This window comes from Bradyrhizobium sp. CAR08 (genome assembly GCF_052871955.1).
This window is the reverse complement of record NZ_JBIXJX010000034.1, coordinates 13,391-40,379: the sequence shown is the minus strand read 5'-3', so window position 1 is coordinate 40,379 and position 26,989 is coordinate 13,391. Positions and strand designations below refer to the sequence as shown.

General features: G+C 58.3%; 24 protein-coding genes and 2 pseudogenes. 6 read left to right on the top strand and 20 right to left on the bottom strand.

Features of this window, described 5'->3' with window-relative positions; translation table 11 throughout:
* From ACIPUD_RS38020 to ACIPUD_RS38000, 5 genes and pseudogenes are all read right to left on the bottom strand, one after another.
* Positions 1–444, bottom strand: a pseudogene (locus ACIPUD_RS38020) (transposase family protein); the annotation flags it as partial.
* A gap of 1,149 nt (positions 445–1,593) precedes the next feature.
* Positions 1,594–2,889: a C4-dicarboxylate transporter DctA gene (gene dctA / locus ACIPUD_RS38015; protein ID WP_377791592.1), complete on the bottom strand. Its 1,296-nt coding sequence runs from the start codon at positions 2,887–2,889 to the stop codon at positions 1,594–1,596.
* Positions 2,890–3,428: 539 nt separating this feature from the next.
* Complete coding sequence (locus ACIPUD_RS38010; RefSeq protein WP_446482768.1) at positions 3,429–4,643, bottom strand: TlpA disulfide reductase family protein; 1,215 nt, start codon at positions 4,641–4,643, stop codon at positions 3,429–3,431.
* 151 nt (positions 4,644–4,794) lie between these two features.
* Positions 4,795–5,310, bottom strand: coding sequence for a hypothetical protein (locus ACIPUD_RS38005; RefSeq protein ID WP_446482767.1), 516 nt, complete (start codon positions 5,308–5,310; stop codon positions 4,795–4,797).
* Positions 5,311–6,457: 1,147 nt separating this feature from the next.
* Positions 6,458–7,414, bottom strand: coding sequence for a hypothetical protein (locus ACIPUD_RS38000; RefSeq protein WP_446482766.1), 957 nt, complete (start codon positions 7,412–7,414; stop codon positions 6,458–6,460).
* Positions 7,415–8,596: 1,182 nt separating this feature from the next.
* Here ACIPUD_RS38000 and ACIPUD_RS37995 point away from each other — a divergent pair.
* The 3 genes from ACIPUD_RS37995 to ACIPUD_RS37985 all read left to right on the top strand — a co-directional run bounded on the left by ACIPUD_RS37995 (position 8,597) and on the right by ACIPUD_RS37985 (position 10,089).
* Positions 8,597–9,487, top strand: coding sequence for an SPASM domain-containing protein (locus ACIPUD_RS37995; RefSeq protein ID WP_446482765.1), 891 nt, complete (start codon positions 8,597–8,599; stop codon positions 9,485–9,487).
* A gap of 92 nt (positions 9,488–9,579) precedes the next feature.
* Positions 9,580–9,894, top strand: a complete 315-nt coding sequence (gene sugE / locus ACIPUD_RS37990; RefSeq protein ID WP_219682360.1) for a quaternary ammonium compound efflux SMR transporter SugE — start codon at positions 9,580–9,582, stop codon at positions 9,892–9,894.
* A 63-nt stretch (positions 9,895–9,957) separates the two neighbouring features.
* A complete protein-coding gene (locus tag ACIPUD_RS37985) occupies positions 9,958–10,089 on the top strand; it encodes a hypothetical protein (RefSeq protein ID WP_446482764.1) in 132 nt (43 codons plus the stop codon).
* Positions 10,090–10,562: 473 nt separating this feature from the next.
* On the opposite strand, the gene ACIPUD_RS37980 is transcribed toward ACIPUD_RS37985, so the two are convergent.
* The 3 genes from ACIPUD_RS37980 to ACIPUD_RS37970 all read right to left on the bottom strand — a co-directional run bounded on the left by ACIPUD_RS37980 (position 10,563) and on the right by ACIPUD_RS37970 (position 12,278).
* Entirely contained in the window at positions 10,563–11,084 is a 522-nt protein-coding gene (locus ACIPUD_RS37980) for a thermonuclease family protein (protein ID WP_259217541.1), read from the bottom strand.
* Entirely contained in the window at positions 11,072–11,467 is a 396-nt protein-coding gene (locus tag ACIPUD_RS37975) for a hypothetical protein (RefSeq protein WP_446482763.1), read from the bottom strand. Before ACIPUD_RS37975 ends, ACIPUD_RS37980 begins: the two co-directional genes overlap by 13 nt.
* Positions 11,468–11,534: 67 nt before the next feature.
* Positions 11,535–12,278, bottom strand: coding sequence for an energy-coupling factor ABC transporter permease (locus ACIPUD_RS37970; RefSeq protein WP_446482762.1), 744 nt, complete (start codon positions 12,276–12,278; stop codon positions 11,535–11,537).
* Between the two features lie 375 nt (positions 12,279–12,653).
* On the opposite strand from ACIPUD_RS37970, the pseudogene ACIPUD_RS37965 reads away from it, so the two are divergent.
* Positions 12,654–13,017: pseudogene (locus ACIPUD_RS37965) on the top strand (RMD1 family protein); the annotation flags it as partial.
* Between the two features lie 823 nt (positions 13,018–13,840).
* On the opposite strand, the gene ACIPUD_RS37960 reads toward ACIPUD_RS37965, so the two are convergent.
* The 7 genes from ACIPUD_RS37960 to nifH all read right to left on the bottom strand — a co-directional run bounded on the left by ACIPUD_RS37960 (position 13,841) and on the right by nifH (position 21,580).
* On the bottom strand, positions 13,841–14,368 hold the full coding sequence (locus ACIPUD_RS37960) for a hypothetical protein (protein WP_446482761.1): 528 nt from the start codon (positions 14,366–14,368) through the stop codon (positions 13,841–13,843).
* A 574-nt stretch (positions 14,369–14,942) separates the two neighbouring features.
* Positions 14,943–15,239, bottom strand: a complete 297-nt coding sequence (locus ACIPUD_RS37955; protein ID WP_085383486.1) for a ferredoxin family protein — start codon at positions 15,237–15,239, stop codon at positions 14,943–14,945.
* 40 nt (positions 15,240–15,279) lie between these two features.
* On the bottom strand, positions 15,280–16,587 hold the full coding sequence (locus ACIPUD_RS37950) for an FAD-binding protein (RefSeq protein WP_204513351.1): 1,308 nt from the start codon (positions 16,585–16,587) through the stop codon (positions 15,280–15,282).
* Positions 16,588–16,598: 11 nt separating this feature from the next.
* Positions 16,599–17,714, bottom strand: a complete 1,116-nt coding sequence (locus tag ACIPUD_RS37945) for an electron transfer flavoprotein subunit alpha/FixB family protein (RefSeq protein ID WP_446482760.1) — start codon at positions 17,712–17,714, stop codon at positions 16,599–16,601.
* Between the two features lie 1,149 nt (positions 17,715–18,863).
* Complete coding sequence (gene nifW, locus ACIPUD_RS37940; RefSeq protein ID WP_377791593.1) at positions 18,864–19,196, bottom strand: nitrogenase stabilizing/protective protein NifW; 333 nt, start codon at positions 19,194–19,196, stop codon at positions 18,864–18,866.
* Positions 19,197–19,894: 698 nt separating this feature from the next.
* Entirely contained in the window at positions 19,895–20,623 is a 729-nt protein-coding gene (locus ACIPUD_RS37935; RefSeq protein ID WP_446482770.1) for a nitrogen fixation protein NifQ, read from the bottom strand.
* 66 nt (positions 20,624–20,689) lie between these two features.
* A complete protein-coding gene (nifH, locus tag ACIPUD_RS37930) occupies positions 20,690–21,580 on the bottom strand; it encodes a nitrogenase iron protein (RefSeq protein ID WP_007600043.1) in 891 nt (296 codons plus the stop codon).
* 534 nt (positions 21,581–22,114) lie between these two features.
* Here nifH and ACIPUD_RS37925 point away from each other — a divergent pair.
* A complete protein-coding gene (locus ACIPUD_RS37925) occupies positions 22,115–22,669 on the top strand; it encodes a peroxiredoxin (RefSeq protein WP_377791595.1) in 555 nt (184 codons plus the stop codon).
* A 1,819-nt stretch (positions 22,670–24,488) separates the two neighbouring features.
* On the opposite strand, the gene ACIPUD_RS37920 is transcribed toward ACIPUD_RS37925, so the two are convergent.
* From ACIPUD_RS37920 to ACIPUD_RS37905, 4 genes are read right to left on the bottom strand one after another with little or no spacing between them, the layout of a single operon-like run.
* Positions 24,489–24,755 carry a hypothetical protein gene (locus tag ACIPUD_RS37920; RefSeq protein ID WP_085383482.1) on the bottom strand — a complete coding sequence of 89 codons (267 nt, stop codon included), beginning with the start codon at positions 24,753–24,755 and terminating at the stop codon, positions 24,489–24,491.
* 10 nt (positions 24,756–24,765) lie between these two features.
* Positions 24,766–25,125, bottom strand: coding sequence for a DUF3024 domain-containing protein (locus ACIPUD_RS37915; protein WP_446482759.1), 360 nt, complete (start codon positions 25,123–25,125; stop codon positions 24,766–24,768).
* Between the two features lie 11 nt (positions 25,126–25,136).
* Positions 25,137–25,376, bottom strand: coding sequence for a nitrogen fixation protein NifZ (locus ACIPUD_RS37910; protein WP_446482758.1), 240 nt, complete (start codon positions 25,374–25,376; stop codon positions 25,137–25,139).
* The gene (locus tag ACIPUD_RS37905) at positions 25,373–25,693 is read right to left on the bottom strand and encodes a nitrogen fixation protein NifZ (RefSeq protein ID WP_446482757.1); all 321 of its coding nucleotides are present in this window, start codon (positions 25,691–25,693) and stop codon (positions 25,373–25,375) included. Before ACIPUD_RS37905 ends, ACIPUD_RS37910 begins: the two co-directional genes overlap by 4 nt.
* 125 nt (positions 25,694–25,818) lie before the next feature.
* Here ACIPUD_RS37905 and ACIPUD_RS37900 point away from each other — a divergent pair, with 125 nt between their 5' ends.
* Positions 25,819–26,043, top strand: a complete 225-nt coding sequence (locus ACIPUD_RS37900) for a hypothetical protein (RefSeq protein WP_446482756.1) — start codon at positions 25,819–25,821, stop codon at positions 26,041–26,043.
* Between the two features lie 717 nt (positions 26,044–26,760).
* On the opposite strand, the gene ACIPUD_RS37895 is transcribed toward ACIPUD_RS37900, so the two are convergent.
* A complete protein-coding gene (locus tag ACIPUD_RS37895) occupies positions 26,761–26,985 on the bottom strand; it encodes a 4Fe-4S binding protein (RefSeq protein ID WP_007600032.1) in 225 nt (74 codons plus the stop codon).
* Positions 26,986–26,989: the final 4 nt, after the last annotated feature.

Below are 26,989 nucleotides of genomic sequence, written 5' to 3'. Positions count from 1 at the left end.
CCGCGCTTTCTAACCACCCGAAGCAATGTGTCGTTGCTCACGGGCAGCATAAGTCGACGGGCAAAACTCGCCGCCGGGCGGCCACCCAAGGCAAGGCCAAGGTGATGGACGATCAGATCGAGCCGGGTCGTTCGCCGCGCCCACGGTGCCAGAGCGCCGTCGTCGAAGCGCTCAGCTGAAAATACGCCGACCGCACAGAACAGTAACGCAGCGGAAGCGGCGCGCCACGACCACCAGGCGAACCTGCCGCCCCGCCAGCGGCAGGTCATTTAGGCGCCTCTGATATCGGCTATGGATCCGCCCAGAACTGGTCCCGCAGCTGGGACAGAGACTCGTCCCCCTCGTGGCGCGTATGGTGATCACGGTCGTAGCGCCATCACAAAAAGCGCTTTCCACGTCAAATCCGCGAGGGACCAAGGCCGACGGACGTAGGGCTCGCTGCATCATATTGATTCCTTTGTGAAACCAACGCGAGCCGACGCTTGAACTTCATCAAAAGTGAGTCAGAGCCAAATTTGCAAGCCGATTGACACGCGAAAAACCGGCGTGCGCTGCCGGATTGATGATAGAAGTAGTCGCTAATGGCGTTGAATTAGGCAGGCAAAAGCATGGACTACTACGAAACTGTTATGACGCATTACTTGCGATCTGATCGAGCGATGTTTCTCAATACGGAATGTTGCATTCAGCTAAACGAGGGCGCCAATCCCGATACCAGCGGTCTGCATTGGTACTGTGACGCAGTCGGCGTAGATTTTAGAGACAAGACAATATTCCTTTGTGAGATATCTTACAGCAAAGGGCTCCCGAGCTTGACGAAGCGGCTAAGGGGATGGCACGACGATTGGGATAAGGTCTGCAGCGCGATAACGCGCGACTCTCATCTCAATAAGGACTGGCCTGTTCGGCCTTGGCTTTTCATTCCGGAGCAATTCGTGCCGCTGCTTTTGCGACGCTTAGATGAAATTAGCCTCGGCAAGCCACTTAAGTTCTCTCCCCGAATTACCACGCTGGAGATGATTCAGCCTTGGCAATATCAATCGTGGAATCGAACGGGCGAATTAGCTAAACCGAGTACGGTACCCGAGCCAATGCGAACTTGATGAGCCGCTACTGGCGGCGTTTCCAACCAAATCAATAACCAATACTACGGCGCAACCAAACACGAACAAACGCCATCACTCGTCCTCGAATTCCCCGGCATTTTCAGCCTGTTTCGAGGACCCCTTCCCGCTCATAACGGTCTGGTTGCAGGTTCGAGTCCTGCCGGGCCCACTAATATCTTCAAGGATGTGCGGACACTTTGAAAACGACTCGATTTCCGCTTTAAGAACGACTCGATTTCGTTTTGAAAACGACTCGACCTCCCTGCAGGACCATTTCTTCCCAAACAGGCGGGCCGACTACTGCACGATAATTGCGAACGCAAAATGCAGGAGTTCAAGGCGTGATTTCTCGTCCGCAAGTGCAACAAGGTATCTCAACATCTTTCGCTGGGCGCTCCCGGACAACATTGAACTGCGACTTTGCTGGCCCGCAGCATTCTGTTGGCGACCGCATTGGCCGTCGCAGGGCCGGGCTGCGCTCGCACACCTACTTGAGCTGCGCGTGTAGCGAAACATTATCGAGTTCACCTTCCCACCAGGACACAAACACCGCGGCAATACCGTTCCCGATGATGTTGGTAAGCGCACGCACCTCGCTCATGAACTTATCTATCGAGAATACGATCGCAATGCCAGGGACAAGTTCAGGACTGACCACAGTCAAGGTCGCGGCCAGGGTGACAAAGCCGGCACCGGTGACACCGCTTGCGCCTTTCGAGGTGAGCATCGCCACAATGAGTATCGTGAGCTGCTGGCCGAAATTGAGATCGACCCCGAGCGCTTGCGCGATGAACAAGGTCGCCAACGTCATGTAAATGTTCGTCCCATCCAAATTGAAAGAGTATCCTGTCGGCACCACCAGGCCAACGACCGCCTTCGAACAGCCGAGCCGTTCCAGTTTTTCCATCAACTGCGGCAGCGCGCTTTCGGATGACGATGTTCCGAGCACGATCAGCAGCTCATCCTTGATGTACCTGATGAACTTTAGAATAGAAAAGCCTACCAAGCGCGCGATCAGGCCAAGCACAATGATCACGAAGAGCCCGGCTGTCACATAAAACAGGGCAACCAATCCGAGGAGCTTACCGAGCGCGGACGGTCCGAATTCGCCGATAGTGTAGGCCATGGCGCCGAACGCCCCGATTGGCGCTGCCTTCATTACGATCCTAATGACTCCAAACACCGCTTGTGCAGCATCGTCAACCAGACCGCGCATCCGCTCACCCCCCTCCCCAAGCGCCATCAGCGAGAACCCGAATAGGATGGCAAACAGTAGCACCTGGAGCACGTCACCTCGGGCCAAGGCGCCAACTACACTATCCGGAATGATATTGAGGAGGAAATCGACCGTCTTCTGCGATTCCGCCGTCTTGACGTAGTTGGCTACGGCCGCGGCATCCCCCTTGGGAGCGAGCCCATGACCGACCTGAGCGAGATTGCCCATCAAAAGACCCAGGATGAGCGCGAAGGTTGATACGATCTCGAAGTAAAGTAGCGCCTTGACGCCGACTCGGCCGACCTTTCGAGCATCCTGAACATGCGAAATTCCGGAGACAACAGTGCAGAAGATGATCGGCGCGATCACCATCTTGATCAGCTTGATGAACCCATCACCAAGCGCTTTGATCCAGCTACTCGTCCCCACAGCGGGCCATAGCCAGCCAACGAGAATGCCAATCAGGATCGCTATGAGTACCTGGACGTAAAGCACTTTGTACCAGGGCCCAGATTTCCGGAACAGGGCGGCGGCTTTGACAGAGCGGCGCTGGCGCTGATTGTACATCATGCTCGACCCGGCGCCGTGCTCGCAAAGAGGGCGCTCAATGAAGGTACAGCTTCGCTCAGTGTTCCTTCACTGGCGGGCGCAGGGGAATCTGACGGCTCCGAACAGCACAGTCCAGAGCCACGGACTGGCGGCTCTCCCGAATCGGCTTGCTGGCCAAGCGGAACGAAGTTCTGAACCGCTTCCGACAGCAGCGATAGAAACTTGAGAAAGCTTCTTTGAGAGCTGGAAAGCATCAGCGTCACCACCCATTTCTATCTTTTTAGTTGTTCGAAGATGCCATCCAGCATCTTCTAGGACGCCAATCTTAGCAGCCGCCGGCCACTCTTCACTTCAGCAGGCACTCTCGCCGCTATCGCGTCGGAGCGCGACCAACCTTGAGGAAACATTCGCCCTAGAACTTATGGTGGTGCGGCCTCGCCTGCGTTCACCGGCTCGTGCCTCCTGTCCTCACTTCATGTGAATGCCCGACATTCCCAAGAGGCTCCGATTTCGATCGCAAAACCACGAGGCCGAAAAGACATGCCAAGCAGCATTGCTCACGCTGCCTCCCTTGGCGATCTCGGTTCCGGTTTTTCGAGAGCCGTGTTTTGCGGGGCTGAACAGCACTCCTCGGCAGAGAGCTTCTCACTCCTGTAGCTCGCCAAAGCCTGGAGAGAGCACTGCATGACGTCCCGTTTCGCTAGATCAGAGGCAGGCGCTGCATCCAGCCACTTAAGCGCCACCTCGACCAATTCAATCGCGCGGTCCCGCTTACCGGTCTCGTAATAGTACTGAGCGACCGCCCCATACGACAGGAACTTCGCGCCGGCGCTGCCTCGGGGCGGATTCGCCGCCAGGATGTGTTCGGAGAGCTCCTTGCCCATGGCAAAGCGCTCCGCATGTGGAAAATCGGAGTAGTCTTTCGCGGGGTCGAACAGTTGGCGAATCGCGACGCTCATCCAAACCACGGACTTCTTCTCGATCGCGTCGCGAACTAATTGGCGCAACACCGGCAGGCCAGCCCCCAGGTCGCGTATCTTGTGAAGCAACAATTCCGCGTGAAGCCCACGGAAGGTGACCTCGTCCGGCATCGCCGCGAGGGCCTCCTGGATAGCTGAAAGGGCTGTCCGCCAATCCTTTCTCTTCATGGCGGGCTCAAGTCTGGCAAAGATCGGCTCCACCAGAGCTCTCTTCTGCGATAGTTCACGCTTTCTGCGTCGGCCCATGTTTATCCTTTCCGCATCCAGCGCTTTGGCTTCGTCGCTCATTGCCCAGGATCCGTTCAGAACTTTGGGCAAGGCATGATCGAGCTGCGTCGGATGGCCAATAAAGGCGATGCGGCCGTCACGGTCAACGACGAATGACGTGGGAATCCCGACAGAAAAGCTGGGATCCATCCAAAGCTTGTTCATTTCTCCGGCGCAGTCCAATGCGATCGCGAAGTTCAGATTTGGGAGGCTCTTCGTCAACCAGGCGTCCAGGCTGGCTCGCGCTTCATCCGCCGTCGAAGCTTGTTCGCGAGCCGCGATGCCCACTACCTCAACTCCATTGCTCCTGTGTTTGTCTTGCAGGACCACCAAATTTGGCATCGAGGCGATACATGGCCCGCACCACGTCGCCCAAAATTCGAGGATATATACTTTCCCACGTTTGAACTTTCTAACCGGCTGGCCGCGTAGCCAGTTCTCCACTTTGATCGAGGGGGCCCGCGAACCCACGCTCAGCAGGTTCGCCGCACCGACTTGACTTGCGCTCTCAGTCAGACTGGTCATTGCTCAAATTCGCTTTACCTGGCTCTGCGGAGAAAATAGCAAGTCGCATGCCAGCCAGCGCTCATTGAAATTACGCATTTTTTGTATCATTTCTGTCGAGCTTGCGACGCATGTCGCATATCCGACCAGCTGCTTGGAGCTTCTCAGGCAATCAGTCGGTCGGAGGTTCTTGACGCGCCTGTTGAGCGACGAGGAGGAAAGTCAGGCAGCGCAAGGTCGAGTTCACCCATCCACGTCCTGATCGGCTTCCAGGACGACCATTTCGGCGCTCGCGATCACGACGTGAACTGACCTGCTTTGGCCTCGACTTGCGCTTGAGTGCGATCTGAGATTTCCAATTTAACTTTTTGAGCCAAGGGGATTGTGGGATAGTGTCCTTCCTTTGCCGGCGATTGCTCGAGAATTCACCCCGTCCCGCACTGGACGAGAAAAGCCCACCCGAAATGCAGAAGTTGAGCACCGGCTCATTCCGATCGATGGCCGCGTAAACAAAACGTCCATAAGCGGCCCGATCCAGAAAGCGCTCAAGAGCCGCCTGGGCGACGAGGCTCTCGCGCATCCCCGGGCGGTCAGTCGCGGCTTCAAGTCGCTGGAAAATGCTGTCTGAACCTTGAATCGTTATCTTTCTGGTCCGCTGAGCTTCGCTTGGGCTCAGCTGCGCGTCCACCTCAGCTTCATTCCGACTTGAGCTCGGTTTTTTCCGGCGCTCGCCGCCACTCTGCATACTCCAGCTTGCTTATCTCTGCGACTGCACACCGCCCGCACTTGCTCGCGTGGTCTGGGGTCCGGTCGAAACGGATGGATCGCCCTGCGATGCCGCATGACAAAAGGGCCGAAAAACCGCATGCCGCGTCAACCGCGGGGACATCCTGTGTCGCAGTCTGGCGTACCGAACGAAAGAAACGGCGGACTTCACCGCGCCAGACCTCTCGTAGTCTCTTGTTCCTCTAGACAGTCGGGTCGCCGACAGACGAGCGATTTCGCGGATGGTGCCTGCACCCTTGCTTGAAATCGGCAAAGTTGCCAGCCCAAAAACAGGCGCAGGCGCAATCTAGATGGCGCGCTCGCGCCGTGATCGCGCGAACGGGAACTGACCGGCGTCGTTCCTGTGGGAGTGATGCGCCTCATACCAAGCGCACCAGCTCACGCGCGCGACCGAATACACCGCGCCTCGCCGCGGTCCTGCATACAACCCAACGTGCGACAGGACTTACATAAGAATGGGCAGAGCTACGCGTGACAATCGCGATGTCCTAGTCCCGCTCGTCGAGGTGAAGGTCGAGGGGCCGACCGGCCAGGACGACACTGTATCCAACACCTTTTTTTCGGGGCTAGTGCCGCTCGAAAATATAGCTTTCGTTCTCGAGGCGTATGTCGAGCGATCTCACGACTGTTTGCCATCACTTAAGCGCGGTGGGTGCCGGCCCGGTGAAACCTGACTTCAAGCGACTGGGCGAGACGAAGAGGCCTTTAAGCGAAGCCAAGGATAACCTCGAAAAGTGTCTGGCCGATTTGGAAAGAATCGGCTCACGCTCGCGAAAGCGAGGGTTCGAGGTGGTCGGCTGCCAGCTAGGCACCAGGCAAAACCACCTACTTCTTCGAATGGCAACGAGAGTGGTGGCACGTCGGCGACCTAAACTTTATACAAGAGGACGCCGCTTTCCTGATCATACCTGAGGAGTCTCATGGTGCGGCTCGGATCTTCTTTGATGACGCCGAGAGGGAATATATCGGACCCAACTACAAGTGCTCGTTCATCGATCCGTATTGGGATTTTCAAAAATTGAAAACTACACTCAAGGCGCCATAGCAAACTAGAAGGAGAACACTTCTTCAACGTCCAAGAGCCTGTAAATCCCCGTTCGCCCTTGGGGAACTAAGTCGATCATGTTGTTCAACTTGGCGCGAAGCCTTGGCACGAAGACGTCCAGTCGAACGTGCTTATCACCTTTCTCTCTACGCAGCACCTCGATGTTGAAGACTTCGCTATCGATAGCATGACCCTCCACCGCACAGAGATGGCGCAGGAAAATGTGTTCGGTTATCGAAAGCCGCTTGGAGATCCCCAAACGATCGGTAATCTGACGATCACCAATCGTGAACATCCAATTCCCGATCCGAAACCTCCGGCCGGAATGCGATTGCTTGGAACGCCTCTCGGTATGCGTTCTTCGCCAGACCGACATTGCCCGGGGTGCGATTGCCATGAAGCCGTAGGATTTTTCGACGTAATCATCTGCTCCATACTCGATGAGAGGTGGCGCCTCCCCGTCAATCGGCAGATTGGAACATACGATGATGCCAGCATTCGTATTGTTGATTACAGCTTTCACGAAAGCTTTGCCCGTTTCCTTGTCGGTCGGCTTTTCCCAGTATTCCGAGATATCAAGGTCAAGGAAATACAAGTCGATATCATCTTTCTCGAGATATTGGCGAGCGCTTGCTACGTCGTTGACCCACTCTATCTTGCAATCAAGCTGCCCAATTTTCGTCAGGGGATTTTTTAACGCCGTTCCAATGCGATCTGCATCAGCCTTATCGTCATCGACGATTAGGATGCGGGGGGCGCGCATCACATCGGCCGGACCGGAAGGCCTCCTGTCTGCGAGATCGGTAGGCTTTTTGGTCGAAGCCATCACTCGGTCAGCCGCCCCTGCATCAGCATCGACAACAGAAAGCACGGCATGATCGCGATCTCCGGCTTGTGCCCAGCGTGAAGCAAAACCGTGGAGAGCGCGATTACCGTCAAGAAGGCGATCAACATCTTCCACGATGGCTCGTCCGCAGCCATGGCGACCTCCACAATTGGGGCACATAGCCCACATACCCTACATAACGCACAATTTCTTACCTGAGATTGGTAAACGAAACACTAAGCTGCCGGCGCATCGAGGACACGACCAAGCGGCAAGCGTGCGGCTATCGAAGTTGGTTGAGGATGTCGTTGTATGTGACACCGAGCGAGAAGCGCATCCCAGGACGCTCGGAGTCGAAGCGAAATTGCGCGTGCCACTCGAGTTTTGTCAGGGAACACCGCAATTGGGGTTGTCGGTGAACTGATCCCCCGTGAAAGACGATGAGCGAACCGCGCCCGAGCCAACCCTGAAACTGCTCATCGCGATACCGTAGATATAGGTGAAGTCGCCCGTGCCCTACCAGCGCCGCCGACTTGCTGCAGCGGTTTAGAAAAGTCGGAAGTCAGTAGGGCGGAACATTCGTACGCAAGGCCAGCGCCCCCACTCCTGTTCTGGACCCATCGTCGAGAAGACGCCTCGCAAGTCCGACCGTAGCGCTGGCGCCCGGATATTTATCCAGCCGCCCTCCCGAGCGTACGAAGAGCATGACGACGACGCTCCCTTGTATAGCGTTTCCAACTATTGAAATTCGGCTTGCTGTGTGAAGTCGTGGTCAAGAATTCGCACCTTTGACTGCGGCAAAGTGCACTCCCAGTCGGCACTTCGGGCGGCCGATCCCGATGCACGTCGATGATGATGACATGGCCCTTGGGGCGGCGGCAACGGCCTCACATTTGATAGGAAGGCTGCCATTCAACTCATTTCGAGAGAGCTTGAATCGTACGTAGCGTCATAGTGTACGGTATCGATCGCAGTTGCGCCTCCGTTGTGCCATTGCGAAGTCAGTTATCGCGGATGTGTCGGCTTATGGACAATACCTCCAATGGCATGAGTGATGCTTGTTGGAAGAAGCGAGAGGTTAGATCGACGCCGTCGATGCATGTGCACCCGGCAGCCACCGGATCCTGCTGGACTGGGGCGCTAGGGTGAGTGAGCCGTCGGCGCTGTCTTCATCTATCGCGGGCCGCGGCTTGCGACCGTGAAGTGTCGCGGTGATGGGCGACGAACCGAGGATGATGCATGAGCGAACCGACATGAAGGATGCAACGAGAGGGTGCCCCCTCAAGATCTCTTTGTTCCCAATGGCGGAGCGCGGACGTGGATAATATACAATCGATGACTGCCCAGGAGCTGCGCTCTGCAATTAGTGGCGGCAGGGTCTTGGAGGTAACCACGACAACGGGCTGTGTCGTCGGATGTTCTTATTGCCCGCAGGACAAGTTCGCCGAACGGCAAAGAGCTATATCCGACGTGAAGCATCTTTCTTTGCAAGATTTCAAGCGATGCCTGGCACGCGTACCAGCGACTGTGGACATCAGCTTTTCCGGGTATTCGGAGCCTTGGCTCAATCCGGCTTGCACCGAAATGGTTGAGCATGCCTACGCGTGTGGCCATGGAATCCGGATTTTCACAACCCTCGTAGGAATGAATGGGCGGGATCTAAAACGCTTGCGTGCGTTGCAGTTCCGCGGTTTCCTGGTGCACGTTTTTGACGACGGCACGCATATGGACAGTGGTCTCGTCAGGCGCAACTATGTCGATTTGATGCGCCAACTTGTCGATGCCGGCATTTCATCACTGCTCTTCATAGTCATGGGCGAGGTGCATCCTGAACTACTCGACATAATACCTGACGAAGCGCTCGTTCGCTCGCGTCCCCCGCGCAGCAGGCGTGGGAGCGGCGAGCTTAGGATGGTTGAAGCACGACAGCCAATCGTTGGAGCGTTGAGATGTCCAGACGAACGACAATACCGGAATGTTCTTCTCCCAAACGGCGACGTTACCTTCTGCTGCATGGATTTTGAGCGACGCCACGTTCTGGGCAACCTTCTCCGCGACAGACACAAGGATCTCTTTGAAGGGGCGGCTTTTTGCAAGATTACCAGTCGCATGAACGGCGCGGACGGTTTTCTACTTTGTCGATCGTGTGAATTCGCTGAGCCACTGAGGTCGGAATGCTCATCCTTGAGAGCAGTTGACCCTGACTGATCGAAACGAATCGGGAGCCCAGGCGAGGACGGCCTTGCCGCTCATCATCACATCAGCCGCGGGGGACGACCCCGCCATAACGGAGGGTTGCCATGGCCTGGAGCATTTTGTTGGTCGCGGGCCTCCTGGAAGTCGCCTGGGCAATCGGGCTCAAATACACCGAGGGCTTTACCAAGTTCGTTCCGTCCGTGCTCACGCTCGCGGCCATGGCCGGCAGCGTGATCCTGCTCGGCCTTGCTCTGAAGACGCTGCCGATTGGAACTGCCTATGCGGTCTGGACCGGCATCGGTGCGGTCGGCACCGCAGCGCTCGGCATCATCCTGTTCGAGGAGCCGGCCGCCGCGTTTCGCTTTGCCAGCATCGGACTGATCGTGGCCGGCATTGTCGGGCTGAAGCTCGTGTCCTGACGAAAACATCGAAAGCATTGCCCCCCACCAGGTCAGCGCCGCAAGGATCGGAGACTTGCCGCCGTGATTGTCCGGCATGGACTTGAGCTGGGCGCGTTCCAGCGCACCGCCGAGGGCGCGGCGCCGACAACGGCCACGGTGATACTGTGGCCGCAGAAAGTCGCCGTGAACCAGATGCCGATGCAGGCCCTTTAGGCCGAGACCTGTTGACCGCGAGCCTCAGTCTCGCAACACGAAAGCACGTGGTGCGGACGATACGCCCGTCGCCAATCGGCGTGCCGACGGCCATTGCTTCTGGCCCGAGGCACCACCTGGAGCGGCACGAACAACTGGGTGCCAAGCTCGCCAATGCGACCAGAACAGTAATGGACCCAGCTATGCCGCTGATGCTCATGGGCGGCCAAGAAAGGTCGCTTGCTCAAGTCGTGCGATGCCTGCTCTACGGAGCTGCAGGGGAAAAGGTGCATCACAGAACGATATGACCGGCAGAGCGTCTTCGTTTGCTCCGAACTGATTCCGACCATCCCGCCTAAGAGTACGAGACCATCCTACTCGTCGCATGGTTGGGCGGCAGTGTTGAGGACTTACTCCCGATCGAGCCAGCTCGCTCGTGACTGTCACCTCACGCGGGAGCCGATTGCGGCGTATTCTGGTGTAGGGGCCAGCCATCAAGGATGTGCATTCGCGTCGTCCGAACAGCTGGCTGGTCGACCACCCAACCGAATGCACGCTCGATATAACGAAGGTACGGCAAAGCTGCCCGACCATAAGCCCAGTCCGGCACGATCGGCGGCGCGTTGCGCGGCCCGGTAAGGCCCTGTGGAAGATTGCGTCTGATCGAACGCGAGACCATTGCGGACCAACCATTCTCCGACATCCATGCCATCAGCTGAACAGGTCGCAATCGTCCGTCCAGACTCATCCTGCAGCACTGACAGGCAACTGACTTCGCGCTCTGCAATGAAGCCTTCAAGGTCGCGCACGGCCCTGAGGCCACATCGATATGGATTGCCGTTGATATCTCTGCACATTTGGGACTTGTCCGGCGCGTCGATGCCCCAGAGCCGAACGCGAGTCCTGTTGATTTCAACGGTGTCGGTGTTGATGACCTTTGCCCGCCCGGTCAACTGGCCGGCCAACACGATGCTGCACAGTGCGAACATGGTCAACACCACGATCAATCCGGGCATAGCGATCTTCTTTTCCGAACTGCGAACATTCCGGCCGAGCGCAGCAGAGCATAGGCAAGTGGCGAAAGGCGCTCGATCGCAGTGCCCAGAAGGGTGCTAATGTTGAATAGGTAAGCTCGCTCGACAGATGAATCTCCCTGAATGAGCAGCGCAACACCTCCCTCGCGTCCAACCTCGCCAACGATGGTTTGTGACGCGCCTGCTGCGCTGACCGAATGGGGCCATTGCTCCACGTCATTGCGGCAGTCCGCCTCGACTGCATCGCGCACCGGCAGGACGAAATCCGTCGTGCGCGTACGCTGATTAGCCATCAAGCAAGCGCAGACCGCTGCCCGCAAGTCCGCGTCATACGAATTCCTGATGGCCTTGTCCGAAATGAGCATAAGCTCGCCGCCTTTCTGGCACCGATAGCAGCGAGCACGCGCCGTCCGCGGTCGCTGCTCACGGCAACTATAAGGGAAAGTGTATGCATCGCTGGAGCAAAACGGGCGCTCCGAGGGCCATCGTTGTTATCAACGGCAACATGCCTTCTACAGGCGGTTGGCGACGACTCCGCCCGTAGTCACGCCGCCCAACTTGTTTCGCGAGCGCCAGCACAGCCATCTCAACCCCTAGCTGGACCAGGGCCACAAGTGCGTAGGAAACCGCGAACCATGCGATGTTATAAAGATTGGCGGCGCCGAAGCCCGCGCCGTAGAGGACCCAAAACGTGACGCAGACAACGATACCAGACTGATACGCCGTCGAGAGGGCAAGCGCCTTGCTGTACTGCAGATCGCGATGCGCGGTGTTGGACGGGATGAGCCGATTGGCGAGCGCCTGGATCGCAAACAGCGGCACCAGAAGCGTCGTGGCATTCATACCAAATTGCGGCAGGTCGGCCGGAACAAAGAGTATGTTTTCCAGCAGCAGGCCGAGCGCAAGACCAAAAGCAGCCGCCGCCGCGCCGAACAACAGAAACAGCATCGAGCCGGGGACGAAACCCACCTCGGAGACCCCAACCGCAAAGTGCGGCAGACTCTCGAAGAACATGAACACAAGCGTCGCGGCGATGGCTTGCAGGGCAAATGACAGAGCGCCCCGCTCGCGCATAGTCTCGACCAGAATCTTGGCGGCGACGCAGCACGTCGCAAGGCCTAGCACGCAGCTTAGCACAAGCTTGGCGCCTGTTACTATTCCCGGTTCGATATGCATGGTCCAGGTCCCTCTTGCCTTTGTACTCGGGCCTTGTGTGGTAGACCGCTCGAAACGGCATTTCAGTTTCCGCACCTCGGTCGACCGCTAACGTCCTGCTTCCGCCATATCGGACCGGGTGTGCACACAGCCTCCGCTCGGTCTGCGGGACTTTGATAGCAACAGCTATGCCACCCCCGCCACCGCGCTTAAGCCTCTGATTGCGCGTTGAAACGTTTCCGTCCCCACAAGGCTCGCCGTGTGAGCTAGCTGACATACTCTGGATGAAATTGAACACACATGGGTGCCCCGTCTTTGCTCAACCTGTGCCGTTTCGAACAATCGTTCTACCTCCCTTCTTGAATTGGAAATCCTGCGGCCGCCGGCGCGAAGACACCCTTTGCACGCGAACTAGCCGAGCGCGGCCGACCGCGCGAGGACCCAAGGGCATTCTCCAGCTGATCGGCGATGCGCTCCTGGTCCAGCAGCGTGTGGCGGGCCGCGCAGCCATTGCCGAGAAGCCCGACGCACTCTGGGGCAAGCCGGCGCTGGAGCGGCTCTATTCGCGGCTGACTGACGAATACGAATTGAAGGAGCGTCTTGAGATGCTCCAGCGCAAACTGCGGGCCATTCCGGACGGCCAACGCCCCGGCGGACATCATCGAGACACGGCGCTCGCTGCGTCTGGAAGGTTATAGTCGTGCTGATCGCGACGAAAGTTGCGATCGGATGCGGTCAGATTATTGCAGCAGCTCAGTGAAGTGCGGCTGGTCACAGCAGGCGAGGCGCTTTCCTGGCCTTTGAGCGGACTCACTAACGTATCAGGCCGGCTAGTTGCGAGGAACACGCTGTTCGGCGCACGCGGCGGCGTGTTTTGGCGAAGCCTTCGTCGTGCTCGTGCACGCGAGGTTCGACGAAATCCCGGTGCGGCTCGCGACCGAGCAAATAGGCGAGGCGACTTCCGGCGCAATTCTCCGGAAAATCGATCAACGATCATGCGTGTATGGCAGACGCGCGGCAGAGCGTTCACCCCGACGATCCAGCGTGATCCGAGAAGACTCTTTGTCAGTTTGCGGCGGACCGCAACTGAGCTTGTCCGCTGTTGCCGAGTAGCTCGCGGAATACTTGCGCTTCCCCCGTCGTTCGCCAGCGCGCGGCCAGTGACGACCGGAACAAGGACGGTCGATTTCACCAGAGCGCCTCGCTAAGAGCGAACGCCTTTCGCCGCGTTGACACATCGCCGCGGCTCGGTCGACGTCGCCTTCGGTGATTTCCCTTGCTTGGCTGCTAGCGAAAGGCTCCGTGATCGAGGAGCGCAGCGCACCGCGCGTGCTACAACTGAACATGAAAGCTCCGAACCGCGGTCCTCGGGTTGACTAAGGGGACGGTCGCCGAGCTATACGCGCTCGGTACTGCCATGGAGCGTGCATGGCAGCTCCGCGTCAGCGATAAACGGACGACAAGGAACTGCGCCGCGAATTTCAAGCGGTTTTGACCTCGCAAGCAGGCGCCGAGATATCCGACGTCCCGGTTGCCTGTAGACATTCCATCTGCAGGGATTGTCCTCAAAGCGCCCTCGCCACTCACGTGCGGGCGGCAACTTCCCCCAAATCCACTTCTGAACAGAACCCGCCATGGCGATGCTTAGCTGGCTCGTTCAGAAGGCCGGCGAGCCTGAGGCCTTCAAGGACACCTTCGAGCCGCTGTTCGCGAACGATTGCGGCGAGCAGCGAAACGGCCTCCTCCCGATGGACGGTGAAGCCGACGTCAGGCGCTCGCTGAACCAAGAGGTCCATCAGGGTGGGAAGTTCAGAAACGTGGTCGCGTAAGGTCGAGACCACATCATTGGCGAGATAGGTCGCCAAATCCCCTTTCGCCGGCGGATCAAAGTCCAACTCGACCGCGGCGCGCTTCTCGATTGCCTCTCGTATCAACTCGCGCTGGCTTCGTGCATTCATCGAGAGCATGAACGCCGCATCCGCGAGCTTCTCGCGCGGCAAGCTTCTCAGTTCGACTATGCGAGCCTGGATGTCGGCAATCGAACTCTCACGCCCTGCATCTGCTCGCCACGCGTTAGCTCCTGCCCTGCTCTTTTGTACCCGAACCATCATCATGCTCTCCGGCGGACGATATATCCCGGCGATAGCGGAATGAAAGTGCAAAGTTGTGTGGTGCATGCGCGCAGTCCGCCTGACGAACGCGGAACCGGCGGTCGCGCGAAGGACTCAGAATGCGCTATTTTCGTGATGCGCTCGTGCTTTTCTCGTCTACAAGGCGCGGGATGGCATGTTGTCGGGTCGTGGCTACGGCCGAGCGAAGGCCTGCTTCCAACATTCCGTCAGTAGGTGATAGGTAGCGAGGCGGTGGCGGCGGGCGGATCACCGCCAACCTTCCAGGGAGGACGAAACCGGCCAGATATTCCGGAAGACAACCAGACCGTGGACCAGATCCGAGACGGACGACGTTGCGTTTGCACCCTTGCTTCGGATCCGCTCGCTTTGGCTATCTTCGGGAATATTATAGCGGAAACCGGAAACTGCGTTTGTCCACCATGCAAGGGCCCGCCGGGTAGATGGAAGATTGGGACACCGGTTGAACGTGACCGGGTTAACGCCGATTTCGCGCGTGATCTCGTTGCATCGCGAGAACGACGTAGCCGCCGTGGCAGGGCTCTCACCTGAAGATTTAACCGAACTTGAATAGGACACCGTAACCGCCGCGTGGGTAGCTCCACTCGATATCACCACTTTCTTCGCAGATCACCCTGCAGGTGCCGCACTCGATACACCCATCGACTGTCACCTCAACATGACCTTTATCGTTGAGCTCGTAGCACCGTGCAGGGCAGGCCTTCAGCATCGACAAGAGCCGCGAGGATGGCGTGGTGTGCGGACGTACCTTGATGTGGGCGCGGCCGGAATCAACGAGATAACGGTTGTAGAATAGTTTATCCTCGACACGTTGGGATGGCTCGCTCGGCATTGTTTCTGGCTCCGTCGTTCGTCATTGTCTTAGGTTTGGATCATCGCCAGGCCCGGGCAATGCGCAGGGCATCGCTAAACAGCCCACTCCAAGACCGGGCCTTGATGAACGAGCTCAGCATCAGCTTCTCTTTCTCGAGCTTTGGTGTGCCGTCGACGCGCACGTAATCCTGCATCGCCTTGGAGAAGAGCTGCGGATATGTGAGAAAGAAGTTCTGCGAGTGGGTATGCATGAGTGCCGGCATATCTTTGTACTTCTTCAGGTCCTTGATCACGAAAGAATCAGTTAGCATTTTCTTGTAAAGCGAAAGATTTTTGGCCGTCATCGGATCTTTTCGCGATCTGATAAGGCAGATCGCTTCCGCCGCGATACGGCCCGACGTCATCGCCAAATTGGACCCCTCGCGATGGATGGCGTTGTTAAGTTGGGCGGCGTCTCCGACGACCACCCAGCCCTCCCCGCAAAGCTGCGGGATTGCCCTGTACCCACCTTCGGGGATCAAGTGCGCGGAATATTCCTTGACCTCCGAACCTTCGATGAGCGGCGCGACGGATGGGTGACGCTTGAAACCCTCGAGCAGGCCGTAAGGCGTCTCGCCGGTACGCTGGAAGTCGGCAACAAGACAGCCAATACCGAGCGAGATGCATTCCTTATTGGAATAGATGAAGCCCATACCGGTCATGCCGCGGGAGATGGTTCCGACCGCTTCGATGACGAGCCCCTCGTCGCCTTTGAGATTGAAGCGAGCGTCGATTGTCTCGCGTGACAAAAAATGCATCTCCTTAACCGCGAGTGCGACCTTGTCCGGTTTCGGCCGCCCTCTTAAGCCCGCGCCCGTCCCGAGCACTCCGTTCACCCCCTCGGCCAGCACGACAACATCTGCATGGATTTCACCCCCATCGCGGTCTGTGCGCACCCCGACGACCCTGCCATGGGAATCCTGGAGGAGCTCGGTCACCGTGGTCTCGCACAGCACGGTAGCGCCGGCGTCGCGGACCTTCTGCGACAACCATTTATCGAACTGGGCGCGGATGATGGTGTAGCGGTTCGGCTTCTCCTCGTTGAAATCATCGGATCGATAGTGAATCCCTGTGTGCGAACGCTCGTCCAGGATCCAGAAGCGTTGCTCGACTAGATGCCGCTCAAGCGGCGCATCTTCTCGGAAATTCGGAATCAGCTTCTCCAGCATGTCGGCATAAAGGATGGCCCCTTGCACGTTCTTCGACCCGGAATACTCGCCGCGTTCCAGCTGCAGCACTTTCAGACCCCGCTCGGCCATTGTAAGCGCCGCCGCGTTCCCGCCCATGCCAGCACCGACGACGATGGCGTCGAATCTTTCCTGAATCATAACAAGCTCCCCTAGCCAGCGATGCGGTCGTGCGAGTGCGGCGATAGCTGCGCGCGGAATGCAGAGGTCAACGCCGGCAACAGTCGAATGGCGTCGGTGACGATGCCGATATGGGCAAAGTCGAAGATCGGAGCGTTCTTGTCAGTGTTGATGGCAACGATGAGGTCGCCGCCCTCCACGCCGACGCGATGCTGGATAGCGCCGGAAATGCCGGCCGCGATATAGAGCTTTGGCCGGATGGTTTTCCCGGTCTGGCCGATTTGTCGGTCGGAGGTGGCCCAGCCCTTCTGGACCAGCGGCCGCGAGCAGCCATATTCGCCGCCAAGCACGTCCGCGAGCTGGTGTACAAGTTGGAAATTTTCAGGCGATCCCAGACCGAGCCCTCCTGCGACGACCACGTCGGCATAGGCGAGGTTGGACTTTGTAGACTCGCGGTCTGGCAGGAAGGACAGGACCTTTGTGACGATATCTTCTTCTACAAGCCCGAGCGGATGCGAGATGACGCGCGAGACGGCGCCTGTCACGCGGTCGGGCATCGGCATCACGCGCGGACGGACGGTTGCCATCTGTGGACGATAGTTGAGTGTGTAGATCGTGCACAACAGTGAGCCGCCAAACGTCGGCCGGGTCGCTGCAAGCGAGCCGTCGGCATCGACATCGAGCTCGGTGCAGTCCGCAGTTAGGCCGGTGAGCAGTGTGGTGGCCACTGAGCCGGCGAGGTCGCGGCCGAGTGTTGTTGCCCCTAGGAGTAGGATTTCCGGCTTATAAGTGTTGACCAGCTCTGCCAGGGCCTTGGTATAGGACTGGTTGCGATAATCGGCCAAGAGATTGTCTGCGACGATATAGGCGAGGTCGGCGCCGTAGCAGAAGGATTCGGCGACCGCCTGCTGCGTTGTCTCCCCGACCGGGCCGATGACAACCGCGGCGAGGTCAACATTGAGCTTGTCGGCGAGCCGGCGGCCGGCCCCCATCAGCTCCCATGAGACGGGGTGCACAACCCCGCGTTCCTGCTCGATGAAAACCCAGACGTGCTTATACGGCTTAAATCGCGCGGGCAGCTCCCTCTTGGTCGCCGCGCGACCACCACCCGCGGCCGGAGCTGCACTTTTCGGTGCGGTGCTCATCATCTGTACTCCCATTCGCATTCAGTAGCGGCTCGCCAGGGCAGCATGCTCCGCCTCCAGGTTGGAATTTGCGCTTGAAGATTTCTTCAGTTAAGCGTCGGGCCGCAAGCCGGCCGGCATCCCGTCAGCACCGGCTGGCAGCAGCGCCGGACCGATACAGCCGTTGCTGGACCTTGACGACGAGCCCGGAAGCATGCGCCTCGGGTTCGTTCCGGATGCGGCATTCTGGGACGACGGTTTGGTTTCGGGCACTGCTAAGGCACCGACCGGGCCGGTCAGGCGTGCCGATCGATTGGTCCTCCTCATCTTAGAGATGCAACCGAGGTGCAACAGATCGAGGACCTGCGAGGGGCTCGGCTGGTACGATTGTCGGCCGCGTCGTTGCCGGTGGAAGCGCGATCCCATTGCTCCGAGTGCGCTTGTTTCTTGCCGATCATAGCGACAGGCCCGCAACTCCTGGCGAGGACAGGAGGGGCGGCGCTCAAGGCGCCCGGTCAACAGCGCCGCACGGCCGGCGCTGTTGAGCAACGGCTCCCCCCGCGAAACCTCGGCCAGGGATCGGCCAACGGGGGCGCACGAATCAAAGGCACCTTTCAGCTCAGCCAGGTATGCGACGATCGCTTTGGCGTCGCGACGCATTATGGTGCCGGCAGGCAGCGCGCGCGAACCTGCGCGGCCTCAAAAATAAAATCGATGCGGACCAAAACGAGCATGCGCTTCTCCAGACTAGCTGAGCATATGTCAGCAATTGTCGTACCAATTGCGCAGGCGATGAAAATTGACCGTTATTTCAGATCTTACTGAAGAACGAGTCGGATTGGCGGCCTCTCACGAGGTCGAAACATTCGAGGCCGTACTGACCCGTGTCCGGAATGCGACAGAAGACACTCATCTGAACCTTGCTGAGCTTTCCTGGCGACGTGTGCGGTCCCGCTGCCGGCGCATGATTGCAGGAGATAGGTACAGCATGCGTACCAGCTTAAAAGGATGGAAATATCAGCGGTGAGTCGTGATTGGCCTCTAACGAGCCGAGGTGCTCAAGCTGCGGATCCGCGAGGCCGCGACTGTAACTTTCCGCTTGAATTCGAAACCATGGCTTGCTGTCAGGCTCTCGGGACCTTCACGGTCCAGAGCACGACATATGAGCTCAATTCAGTCCAACAAATCGAGCTGGACCAATGCTGGATGCTTGTTCGCTTGCGGTGCGGCCGCATCCTTCAGCACCTTGAATACGCGCTGTTCGATCGGGGAGGACGTGACGAAGTCGGCATAGGCGCGCTCAAGCGTGGCCTTGCAACGCGCGGCGATCTCAGGATCAGATGCACCGGTCAACTCCTCGCCTGCGAGATATTGGCCCATGCGACGCAGGATGTGAAGCCGCGCCACATCGACGATTTTCGCATCGTACTCGACGCCGAGGAGTGAAAAAAAATCCTCTGCGGCCGAGGCCTTGTTCAATCGCGCAAGGATCCCATCCGTCGTCATTCTCAACCTCCGTCTCGATCCGCGCCCAGAAACGACCAGGCTGGAATGTTTCAACCCGATCGCGCGACCCGCGTGGCTGATTCGCTGTTGACGAGCGAGCTCTCGTGAATGTCGCGCCAGATCGCCAACACCGTTTCCTGCGCAACCAGACCTTGGTGCTCGATGGCATGCTTGCGGACGGGCGCCGGGATGGTTCCGCTTTGCTCGGCGCCGAAAGAAAGCTGCACGACAGCAGCAAGGTGATCGCGGCAAACCCTGAATGCTTTCCGATCACAATCCGGGAGGAGCGGCGCGCAGCCCCGGGTCTAGCCCTTCGTAGCTGCGCCAGGTCCTTTAACAGCCCGTGGTCGTGGATGCCGGGTGCATTGCTAAAGACATGCTCGTCGACAATCGCCTTGTTGAGCGGGATGGTACGGGGCGCAGCGGCTGCAACGACGACCGCGGCTTTTTCCAGTTCGGATAGCAGTATGCCGGTATCACCGCAACAGAGCTGTCTGGCTGCGACGGCAACTTCCTTCAGCGGCGCATTGTCGGCTCCGCCAGATATCAACCCGCGATCATCAGACGCCGCCTCGGCCTTAGGTCGGGTGCGCGCAATCGTTTGCCCCGGCCTGTTTTCACCCCCCCCCATGCGACAGGTGGCCGAAAGCTCGTAGAACACTCCCGCAATGGCGCCAAAGAGGGTATCAATAATGAACTCAGCCTTTCAAGCTTGGGACGGCTTGGACGGTGTCATCAAGGCGGCGCAGATGATCCCGCCGACGTCCGGCCATCCGGCTCTCCCCGCTCTCTTCGCCGAAGCAAAGATCAAAATCATTGCATTCCGTGCAGACCGGCGTGGTACACATCACCAGGCCGTCATCTTCGCATAGCATGCGATAGAAGAAGCGCTTCCAGCGCATATTCTTCGTGTTGCGAGCCGCCAGCGGCCCGAAATGGCGCATGAGGACACGGGACAATTCATCCCGCTTCCGCAGGCCGAGATCTTCCCACAAGTGATTAGGCTCCATGGCGCGCCGCGCGATCATCGTCGCGAGCCAGCCGCCAACCTCGCCATGAGTGGAACGTTGCGCAAGCAGGAGGTCGCGTACCATGACTGTCTCGTCAAGAGCCAGTAAGGCGGACTGTTCGCGCCAGGTACAGCTCCTGACCGGGGCGGATGGGAAGTATTGCACCACGAGCGCATTGAGCTCCTGGTTGGTCAAGCCAGCACGTCCGGGAAGTTGGCCGCGATCCATAGCTGATGTGGCCAGAATGCAAGCGAGCACATGGCGATCGAAATCATCATTGTCGCTGATGTCGACTTCTGCCGGATGGCGCCCGGTCAGAAGCTTGTAGAGCTCACTCGCATCGCGCTGCTCGGCGACGTGAGCTACCGATACGCGAGATGAGATCGTGCCGGCCGTTTTTCCTTGTGTGCCGATCATAACTTTCGCACAGCTTCTGAGTGGACGATGTCGGCCTTCCCGGATCGCGAAGGCCGACAACATGAACTATGCCGAAATAGCGGCAAGCTCGGCAGCGGTCTTGCCGACCTGGCTCTCGTCGACGGGCTTGATGATGCCGTGTTCCATGAGCATATCTTCGAGCTCGTCCATGCTGATTGGGGTGGGGATAGCGCCTTGTCCGGCATTATTGTGGATCTTGGTCGCGAGATTGCGATAGTGATCCGCCTGCTTGGAGTCCGGCGCGTATTCCAGCACCGTCATTCGGCGCAGCTCCGCGTGCTGCACGACATTGTCGCGCGGCACGAAATAGATCAGCCGGCTGCCGAGCTTCTTGGCAAGAGCATCGGCAAGCTCCAGCTCCTTGTCGGTCTGCCGCTCGTTGCAGATGAGGCCGCCGAGACGCACGCCGCCGGAATTCGCATACTTCAGAATACCCTTGGAGATATTGTTGGCGGCATACATCGCCATCATCTCGCCGGACATGACGATGTAGATTTCCTGTGCCTTATTCTCACGGATAGGCATCGCGAAGCCGCCGCAGACGACGTCGCCGAGCACGTCGTAAGAGACGTAGTCGATGTCCTCATAAGCGCCATTCTCTTCCAGAAAGTTGATGGACGTGATCACGCCGCGTCCAGCGCAGCCGACCCCCGGCTCCGGACCACCGGACTCGACGCATCGAATGTCCCTGTAGCCGAGCTTGATGACGTCCTCGATTTCGAGGTCCTCGACGCTGCCGGCATTCGCCGCCAGGCTCAGAATGGTGTCTTGCGCTTTGGCGTGCAGGATGAGGCGAGTCGAGTCCGCTTTGGGATCGCAGCCGACGATCAGAATCCTTTGGCCCAGCTCAGCAAGGGCTGCCAACGTATTTTGCGACGTCGTCGATTTGCCGATGCCACCCTTGCCATAAAACGCGATTTGTCTCAGCGAAGACATGTTGCTCTCCATCAACCGATTACCAATTTTTCGCGCCGAATGCGCGAGCCTGTTTCTCTCGTAGAAACCATGGGCACACGAGTTTCGGGAAGGAGGCCATCGCTCGCCATCAGCGTCGGCGTGCCCTCAGCCCTCGCTCGTTGTTGCTCCATCCAGTTAGCAACTGGCGTGCCATTTCATTCGCACCTGCGTTAAGCCTTTGATTACCCTCAACTAACAGCGTGGCCTCGGACGCCGGCGTGCTGTGGCGGACCGGACAGCCGCAAGGGCTATGACAGAAACCCGACAAAGCCTCTGCGCTCCGATTCCACTACGAGCGCCGGCCAAGGAGCACAAACGGGAAATCCCGCGCCTTCCGCCCGAGACGATTGAGGAGACGACATGTTGCAGATCGGGCTCGAGGACATCGCCACCATCAAAGGCGAATGTTCCACGATGGGCATGGCGGGCACTTGCCGCCAGATCGGGTGGCATATTGCTTGCTCAGTCAGTCGCGGAACGCTGTTCCGTGTAACCCGATGTTGTGAGGACAATATGCTTGGAATTGGAAGTAAGTTGCCGCCGTTCGACATCATAGGCGTGAAGCCCGGCTTTCACCTGCAGGAGGAGGACGGGCAAAGCGCTTTCGAGACGCTGACTGAGAGAAGTTTCCCCGGCAAATGGAAAGTCATCTTCTTTTACCCGAAGGATTTCACATTCGTCTGCCCGACCGAAATCGCCGAGTTTGCCCGCCTGACGAAGGATTTCGCCGATCGCGACGCAATCGTGCTTGGTGGGTCGACCGATAACGAGTTTTGCAAGCTCGCTTGGCGGCGTGACCATAAGGACCTGCACCGTCTATCCATCTGGCAGTTTGCCGACACCAAGGGCACACTGGTCGATGGCCTTGGAGTGCGCTCGCGTGATGGCATCGCACATCGCTATACCTTCATCGTCGATCCTGAGAACACGATCCAGCATGTCTATGCGACTAGCCTCAATGTCGGCCGCAGCCCCACAGACACGTTACGCGTTCTGGATGCGATACAGACTGATGAGCTCTGCCCTTGCAACCGCGAAATCGGCGGCGACACGCTTAAAATTGCCTGAGGCAACATATCGATCGTGCAGTTGGACGAGCGTTTGCGGCCGCGGGAGGTCACGCGCCATCGTTCTTGATGATTTCAGGTGAGACGATGCTGCCGCAAACACTGCTAGCGAGTGCGACCCGCAATTCAGTTCTCTTTACCGGTCATGAACTCTGACGCCGCCGCCGCGAATATCCGCGCGGCAGTCGCGGCGGCGATATCCACGGTCTCGATCACGACGATGAACAGCGTTCACGGCCGCTTTGCTGACCTCACATCATCCCGAACACAAGCGGATGCCGGCGCGGCTGACCATGAACATACAAACGCTTGTACGCTTCTGCGCCTGCCGGACGCACATCTCCCGCCGGAGTTCCTTATACTTCGTCGTAGGCCGGGACCGCGGTTCTCTTTTGTCTGCGGCTTACCGGCATGCAACTTCAAGGGCCCGATCCAGCGCCCACGAGGTCAGAAACAGGGTACCAATCTCTCCCTCTTGGGGCATTCTAGGTTTCAGTCGCCGCGCCTTGAGAAGGGTGGACGCAGCGGCAGATGGCTTAGCGCGAACGACGTGTGCCTGCCGTCGGTCGACGCGCTCGCACACCGTATTTTCCGGGCCCGGCAAATCTATATTCAGCGCCTAAGCAGCACGTTGCGACGAGCGATTCGCTTGAGTCGCTGATTGAACACGACAATCGGTTGGGTTTAGGTCAAGTAACCGGATCGACGGAGAAGCCGGTCAGCTCGTTCGCCGCGCGACCTAACCGTCGGCGCCGAGCCTGAGACGACCAACTGGCCAGCAATCGCACGCCGCCTGACGGTTTCGATCATCACGCCGGTCGATTTCCGAAGCTGAATCCCATCTCAGCGCTGGTGACCCAAGCCAATCCCCAAGGTAGACGCTTTCTGCCTTAGGGAGCCTTCGGATCGCTTCATAAGCTTTGAAACCCTAGCTACAGGGGTGCGCGCCCTTGAGTGCGCCTTGAGCAGCTTGACCTCATCCTTACTATATTCTTTGCGCTTGGTGCTTTTCGCCACGTGACGTTCTCCGATTTCGCTTTGCGCATTTATCTGCAGCGCCTTGTTTTTGAAAAACGACGCAACTGCTTCCCATTACCATATCAATGACCATCGGCAACTATTCAATCGGGCTTTTTATCTTCCAGATAAGAACATGAACTACACGCGAATTTGTTCTCTGTCCTTCTGTATCTTTATCCGCGTGACAAACCCGATTCCCGACGCACGTCAGGCGCTTCAACATGGAAGCAAGCTATCGAGACAGGGATGCTCGATTCGGTCCTTCAAAAAACAACTCGAAAGCGCTTCTTGCTTAAATACATCAACTTCACTCACCAAGAAGTTTCGTAGAGCAATATTCAGGCGCCAGTATTGATGGAGTAGCGCTGGATCGGCCAGGACAATCGTGGTGCTCCCGCGCATCATGAACCGGCCTTCACCGCGCGTGTACGGCGTTACCGCGCGAAGAATAAACGTCCTCTCATACTTTCTGGGCTTCTGCGGACCTAGGTCGAGTACTCACAAATGCGAATCCTGCGACGGCTGAGGTTTACTTCGTCAGCTGATCGAGCACGGCTTGCTCTTCCTCATTTGACCGCCGCAGTATCCTTGATCGAAGAGGCCACGTAGAGATCGCCAGGCAATTCCATCCTCAGCGAACAAGATGCGAGACCATCGCCTGCCCCGTGCCATGGACCCGATGAACGAGCGAGCGAGCGAGCGATCTGATCGTGATATTTCGCCAGGCCTAGCACGACGGCATGGCAAACAACCCGCGGGCTTAGCGCCCTGTGAGCTGGCACCGGCAGGCGATTGCTTGATCATGACATGGCAGAGCGCTTGGCCAGCACAATGCCGCTGGCGCGCCGCGGATCATTCGTGATCTGTGCACATTGATCTCCGCAGTCGAGTAAATGCAGGTCGAATTGGCCAAACCGGCGGAACGGGGTGTGCGTCATGTCGGAGGCGTCGCAACAAATCCAGGCAAGATGTGGAAATTTCTGCCGGAGCGTCAGGCAGGGCTCAGAGCCTATGTCAATAGCGGCGAGCGTCTGCTCGATCATCGTCAATTCGCCTTGGCGCACCATCCACAAATCCTCATCGCCAGAATAAACGTTCAGGATCGGTATTCAGAACCGTTGTCGCCAAGCCAAGCCGTTGATGGGTCGAATGCCACTCCCAGACGCCCTTACGGTGATCTTTGCGGAACAGCTGCCATGCCGCCCCAGTCCTGTCGTGGCGCAGCAGGGCGACCTCGACGAGGCCGCCCTCCGCATTGATATTGCCTGAGCAACACGAGCTCTCGACCAGATAGCCGCCAGGAACCGCAGTCACCTCTGGCGAGACATATCGGTAGCGCTCGCGCTTCGTGAGTGCGCGCACGATTCGCCATCGATCGAGCTCGTTGGGATGCGCAGGCAAGCCGGAATGATGTCTTCTGATGATTGCCGCGTTCATTCCGCAACCCCCTAGAATGCAGAGATTTCTGCCTCGATGCCGCCAACCACCAACTGCTTGCCGAAGTCGACCATATAAATGAATAGGTTCGCTTCCGTATGGCGACCGATCTGGACGATCTCACCAACGTGCCCGACGCTGACCAGACACTCTTCCGGCGACGCGTCCGGAAAGGAACCGTCGTTGAGCAGATCTATCGCCGCCTTGACACGTTGGCCTGAGTGGTATCTTGGCAGTCTTGGTTCGATCATCGGGATGCCGCTCCTGGCAAGGAAGGCCCCTCGCCTTCGTGGCTTCGCCTGACTAGATCGAGCTCCTTGCCTTTCATGCCGACGCGATAGCCGGAGCCGAGGAATTCGACCCCATAGATATAAAATTGTTGTAGGAACGTGCCGATCGAGACGACATAGCCAAGCTCACCTTTCTTGACCAGAACCTCACCGATCTCCTTGCCCAGGTAGGTGCCGTCGTTGCGGATGGTGCGGTTGGCCCGCACCTTGTCGCCATAATCAAACAAGGGGGTGTCCGTCAGCTCGACGATCTCACTATCGCGGGCGATGTTGCTCATGCTGTCGTCCCCGTTCCACAGTTCGATACAACGTCTCGCCAACGCCCTGCCTCACGGACCCCCTTATCATTATCCCCGATCAACCGCGTCGATCCCCGCACGGCGGCGCGACTTGCGATCACGGATTGCATGAACCTTTCGAGACTCCGCTGCAGCAGCATCGACGCACGCAACTTGAAATCAAGATGCTCGAGATAATTATCCGTGAGCCCATGGTTGATGTTGAACAAGCGCTCGATGCGGCACGCGGATCCGTCATCGACGGAGGCATGGTTGAGCCGGCCGCGAGCCGCGTGTTTCAGCGCCATGCGCACAGCCGGCGGAGTCGGCCTGATTACCCCGGCAAGTGAGGGCATTGTGGACGTCACCATTCACGGTCCCGTCCTGGGCACAAGCATCCCATAAAAACACCTCGGCGCCGATCTTGTCGAGGCGAGCCCCACCAGTCTCTGGACAGCTGCATCGGTTCTCGAGTTGCGCGAGACGCAAGCAGCCGCAAGAGCGTTGAACGAGAACAGGACGGCGCACGCCAGGGCCATAGCGGCCAAACCCGGGCTTGCTGGCGCCGAGAGCGCCACTCGGCAGGAAAAAGCTTCTCCGCATCACGTGATCGGGTGCGAACGCGTTGGCTTGGCGCAGGTAGATTTTCGGCACGTCGATAGGATCACCCTGCCGCCCCTGAGATGATGCTAGGTCAGCTCGACACCGCACGACCAACGCAGGAGTCGGTGAGGACGCCCTCGTTTCTCTCGAATGGCGGACTGAACAACGACTTGAGCATGAATGTCGCCGGTTCAAGGATGGCTGCAGGGGACTGGATCGGTGTCGCGGAAGACGCCTCCAGCGAATTCGAACCGAGACGCTCAGGAGAGCGGGCTCCGGGCGGACAGGACGCTGTCCCGCCGACGCCCGCGTATGACTTGGTAGCTGGCGAATAGCTTGGCGACCAGGGCGAGCCTTCCATCCGGTTCGAGAAGGCAACGGCCGCGGCCGCCGGCCGTCAATGCGGAGCATCAACCGCCCGAGTTTCTGAACCCCTAGTGTCGTCATGACATCCATCGTGGCCCTTAAGCAGGCTCCTGGTGACGCGGCAGCGCCGCGTCGAGCACGCATGTATTGTCAACGGGGCAAACCGCCACGCATTGTGGCTCGTCAAAGTAGCCGGCGCACTCGGTGCATTTCTCAGGATCAATCAGGAAAACGCCGGCTCGCTCGGAAATAGCGAGGTTCGGGCATTGCGTTTCGCACGCCGAACAGCCCGTGCATTGCGACGCGATGATCTTGAACGGCATTATT

Bases quoted from the DNA above. Each gene is read 5' to 3' on its own strand.
- dctA (WP_377791592.1), bottom strand. From the start codon at position 2,889: ATGTACAATCAGCGCCAGCGCCGCTCTGTCAAAGCCGCCGCCCTGTTC.
- ACIPUD_RS38010 (WP_446482768.1), bottom strand. From the start codon at position 4,643: ATGACCAGTCTGACTGAGAGCGCAAGTCAAGTCGGTGCGGCGAACCTG.
- sugE (WP_219682360.1), top strand. From the start codon at position 9,580: ATGGCCTGGAGCATTTTGTTGGTCGCGGGCCTCCTGGAAGTCGCCTGG.
- ACIPUD_RS37980 (WP_259217541.1), bottom strand. From the start codon at position 11,084: ATGCCCGGATTGATCGTGGTGTTGACCATGTTCGCACTGTGCAGCATC.
- ACIPUD_RS37975 (WP_446482763.1), bottom strand. From the start codon at position 11,467: ATGCTCATTTCGGACAAGGCCATCAGGAATTCGTATGACGCGGACTTG.
- ACIPUD_RS37970 (WP_446482762.1), bottom strand. From the start codon at position 12,278: ATGCATATCGAACCGGGAATAGTAACAGGCGCCAAGCTTGTGCTAAGC.
- ACIPUD_RS37960 (WP_446482761.1), bottom strand. From the start codon at position 14,368: ATGATGGTTCGGGTACAAAAGAGCAGGGCAGGAGCTAACGCGTGGCGA.
- ACIPUD_RS37955 (WP_085383486.1), bottom strand. From the start codon at position 15,239: ATGCCGAGCGAGCCATCCCAACGTGTCGAGGATAAACTATTCTACAAC.
- ACIPUD_RS37950 (WP_204513351.1), bottom strand. From the start codon at position 16,587: ATGATTCAGGAAAGATTCGACGCCATCGTCGTCGGTGCTGGCATGGGC.
- ACIPUD_RS37945 (WP_446482760.1), bottom strand. From the start codon at position 17,714: ATGATGAGCACCGCACCGAAAAGTGCAGCTCCGGCCGCGGGTGGTGGT.
- nifW (WP_377791593.1), bottom strand. From the start codon at position 19,196: ATGACGACGGATGGGATCCTTGCGCGATTGAACAAGGCCTCGGCCGCA.
- ACIPUD_RS37935 (WP_446482770.1), bottom strand. From the start codon at position 20,623: ATGATCGGCACACAAGGAAAAACGGCCGGCACGATCTCATCTCGCGTA.
- nifH (WP_007600043.1), bottom strand. From the start codon at position 21,580: ATGTCTTCGCTGAGACAAATCGCGTTTTATGGCAAGGGTGGCATCGGC.
- ACIPUD_RS37925 (WP_377791595.1), top strand. From the start codon at position 22,115: ATGCTTGGAATTGGAAGTAAGTTGCCGCCGTTCGACATCATAGGCGTG.
- ACIPUD_RS37920 (WP_085383482.1), bottom strand. From the start codon at position 24,755: ATGGTGCGCCAAGGCGAATTGACGATGATCGAGCAGACGCTCGCCGCT.
- ACIPUD_RS37915 (WP_446482759.1), bottom strand. From the start codon at position 25,125: ATGAACGCGGCAATCATCAGAAGACATCATTCCGGCTTGCCTGCGCAT.
- ACIPUD_RS37910 (WP_446482758.1), bottom strand. From the start codon at position 25,376: ATGATCGAACCAAGACTGCCAAGATACCACTCAGGCCAACGTGTCAAG.
- ACIPUD_RS37905 (WP_446482757.1), bottom strand. From the start codon at position 25,693: ATGAGCAACATCGCCCGCGATAGTGAGATCGTCGAGCTGACGGACACC.
- ACIPUD_RS37895 (WP_007600032.1), bottom strand. From the start codon at position 26,985: ATGCCGTTCAAGATCATCGCGTCGCAATGCACGGGCTGTTCGGCGTGC.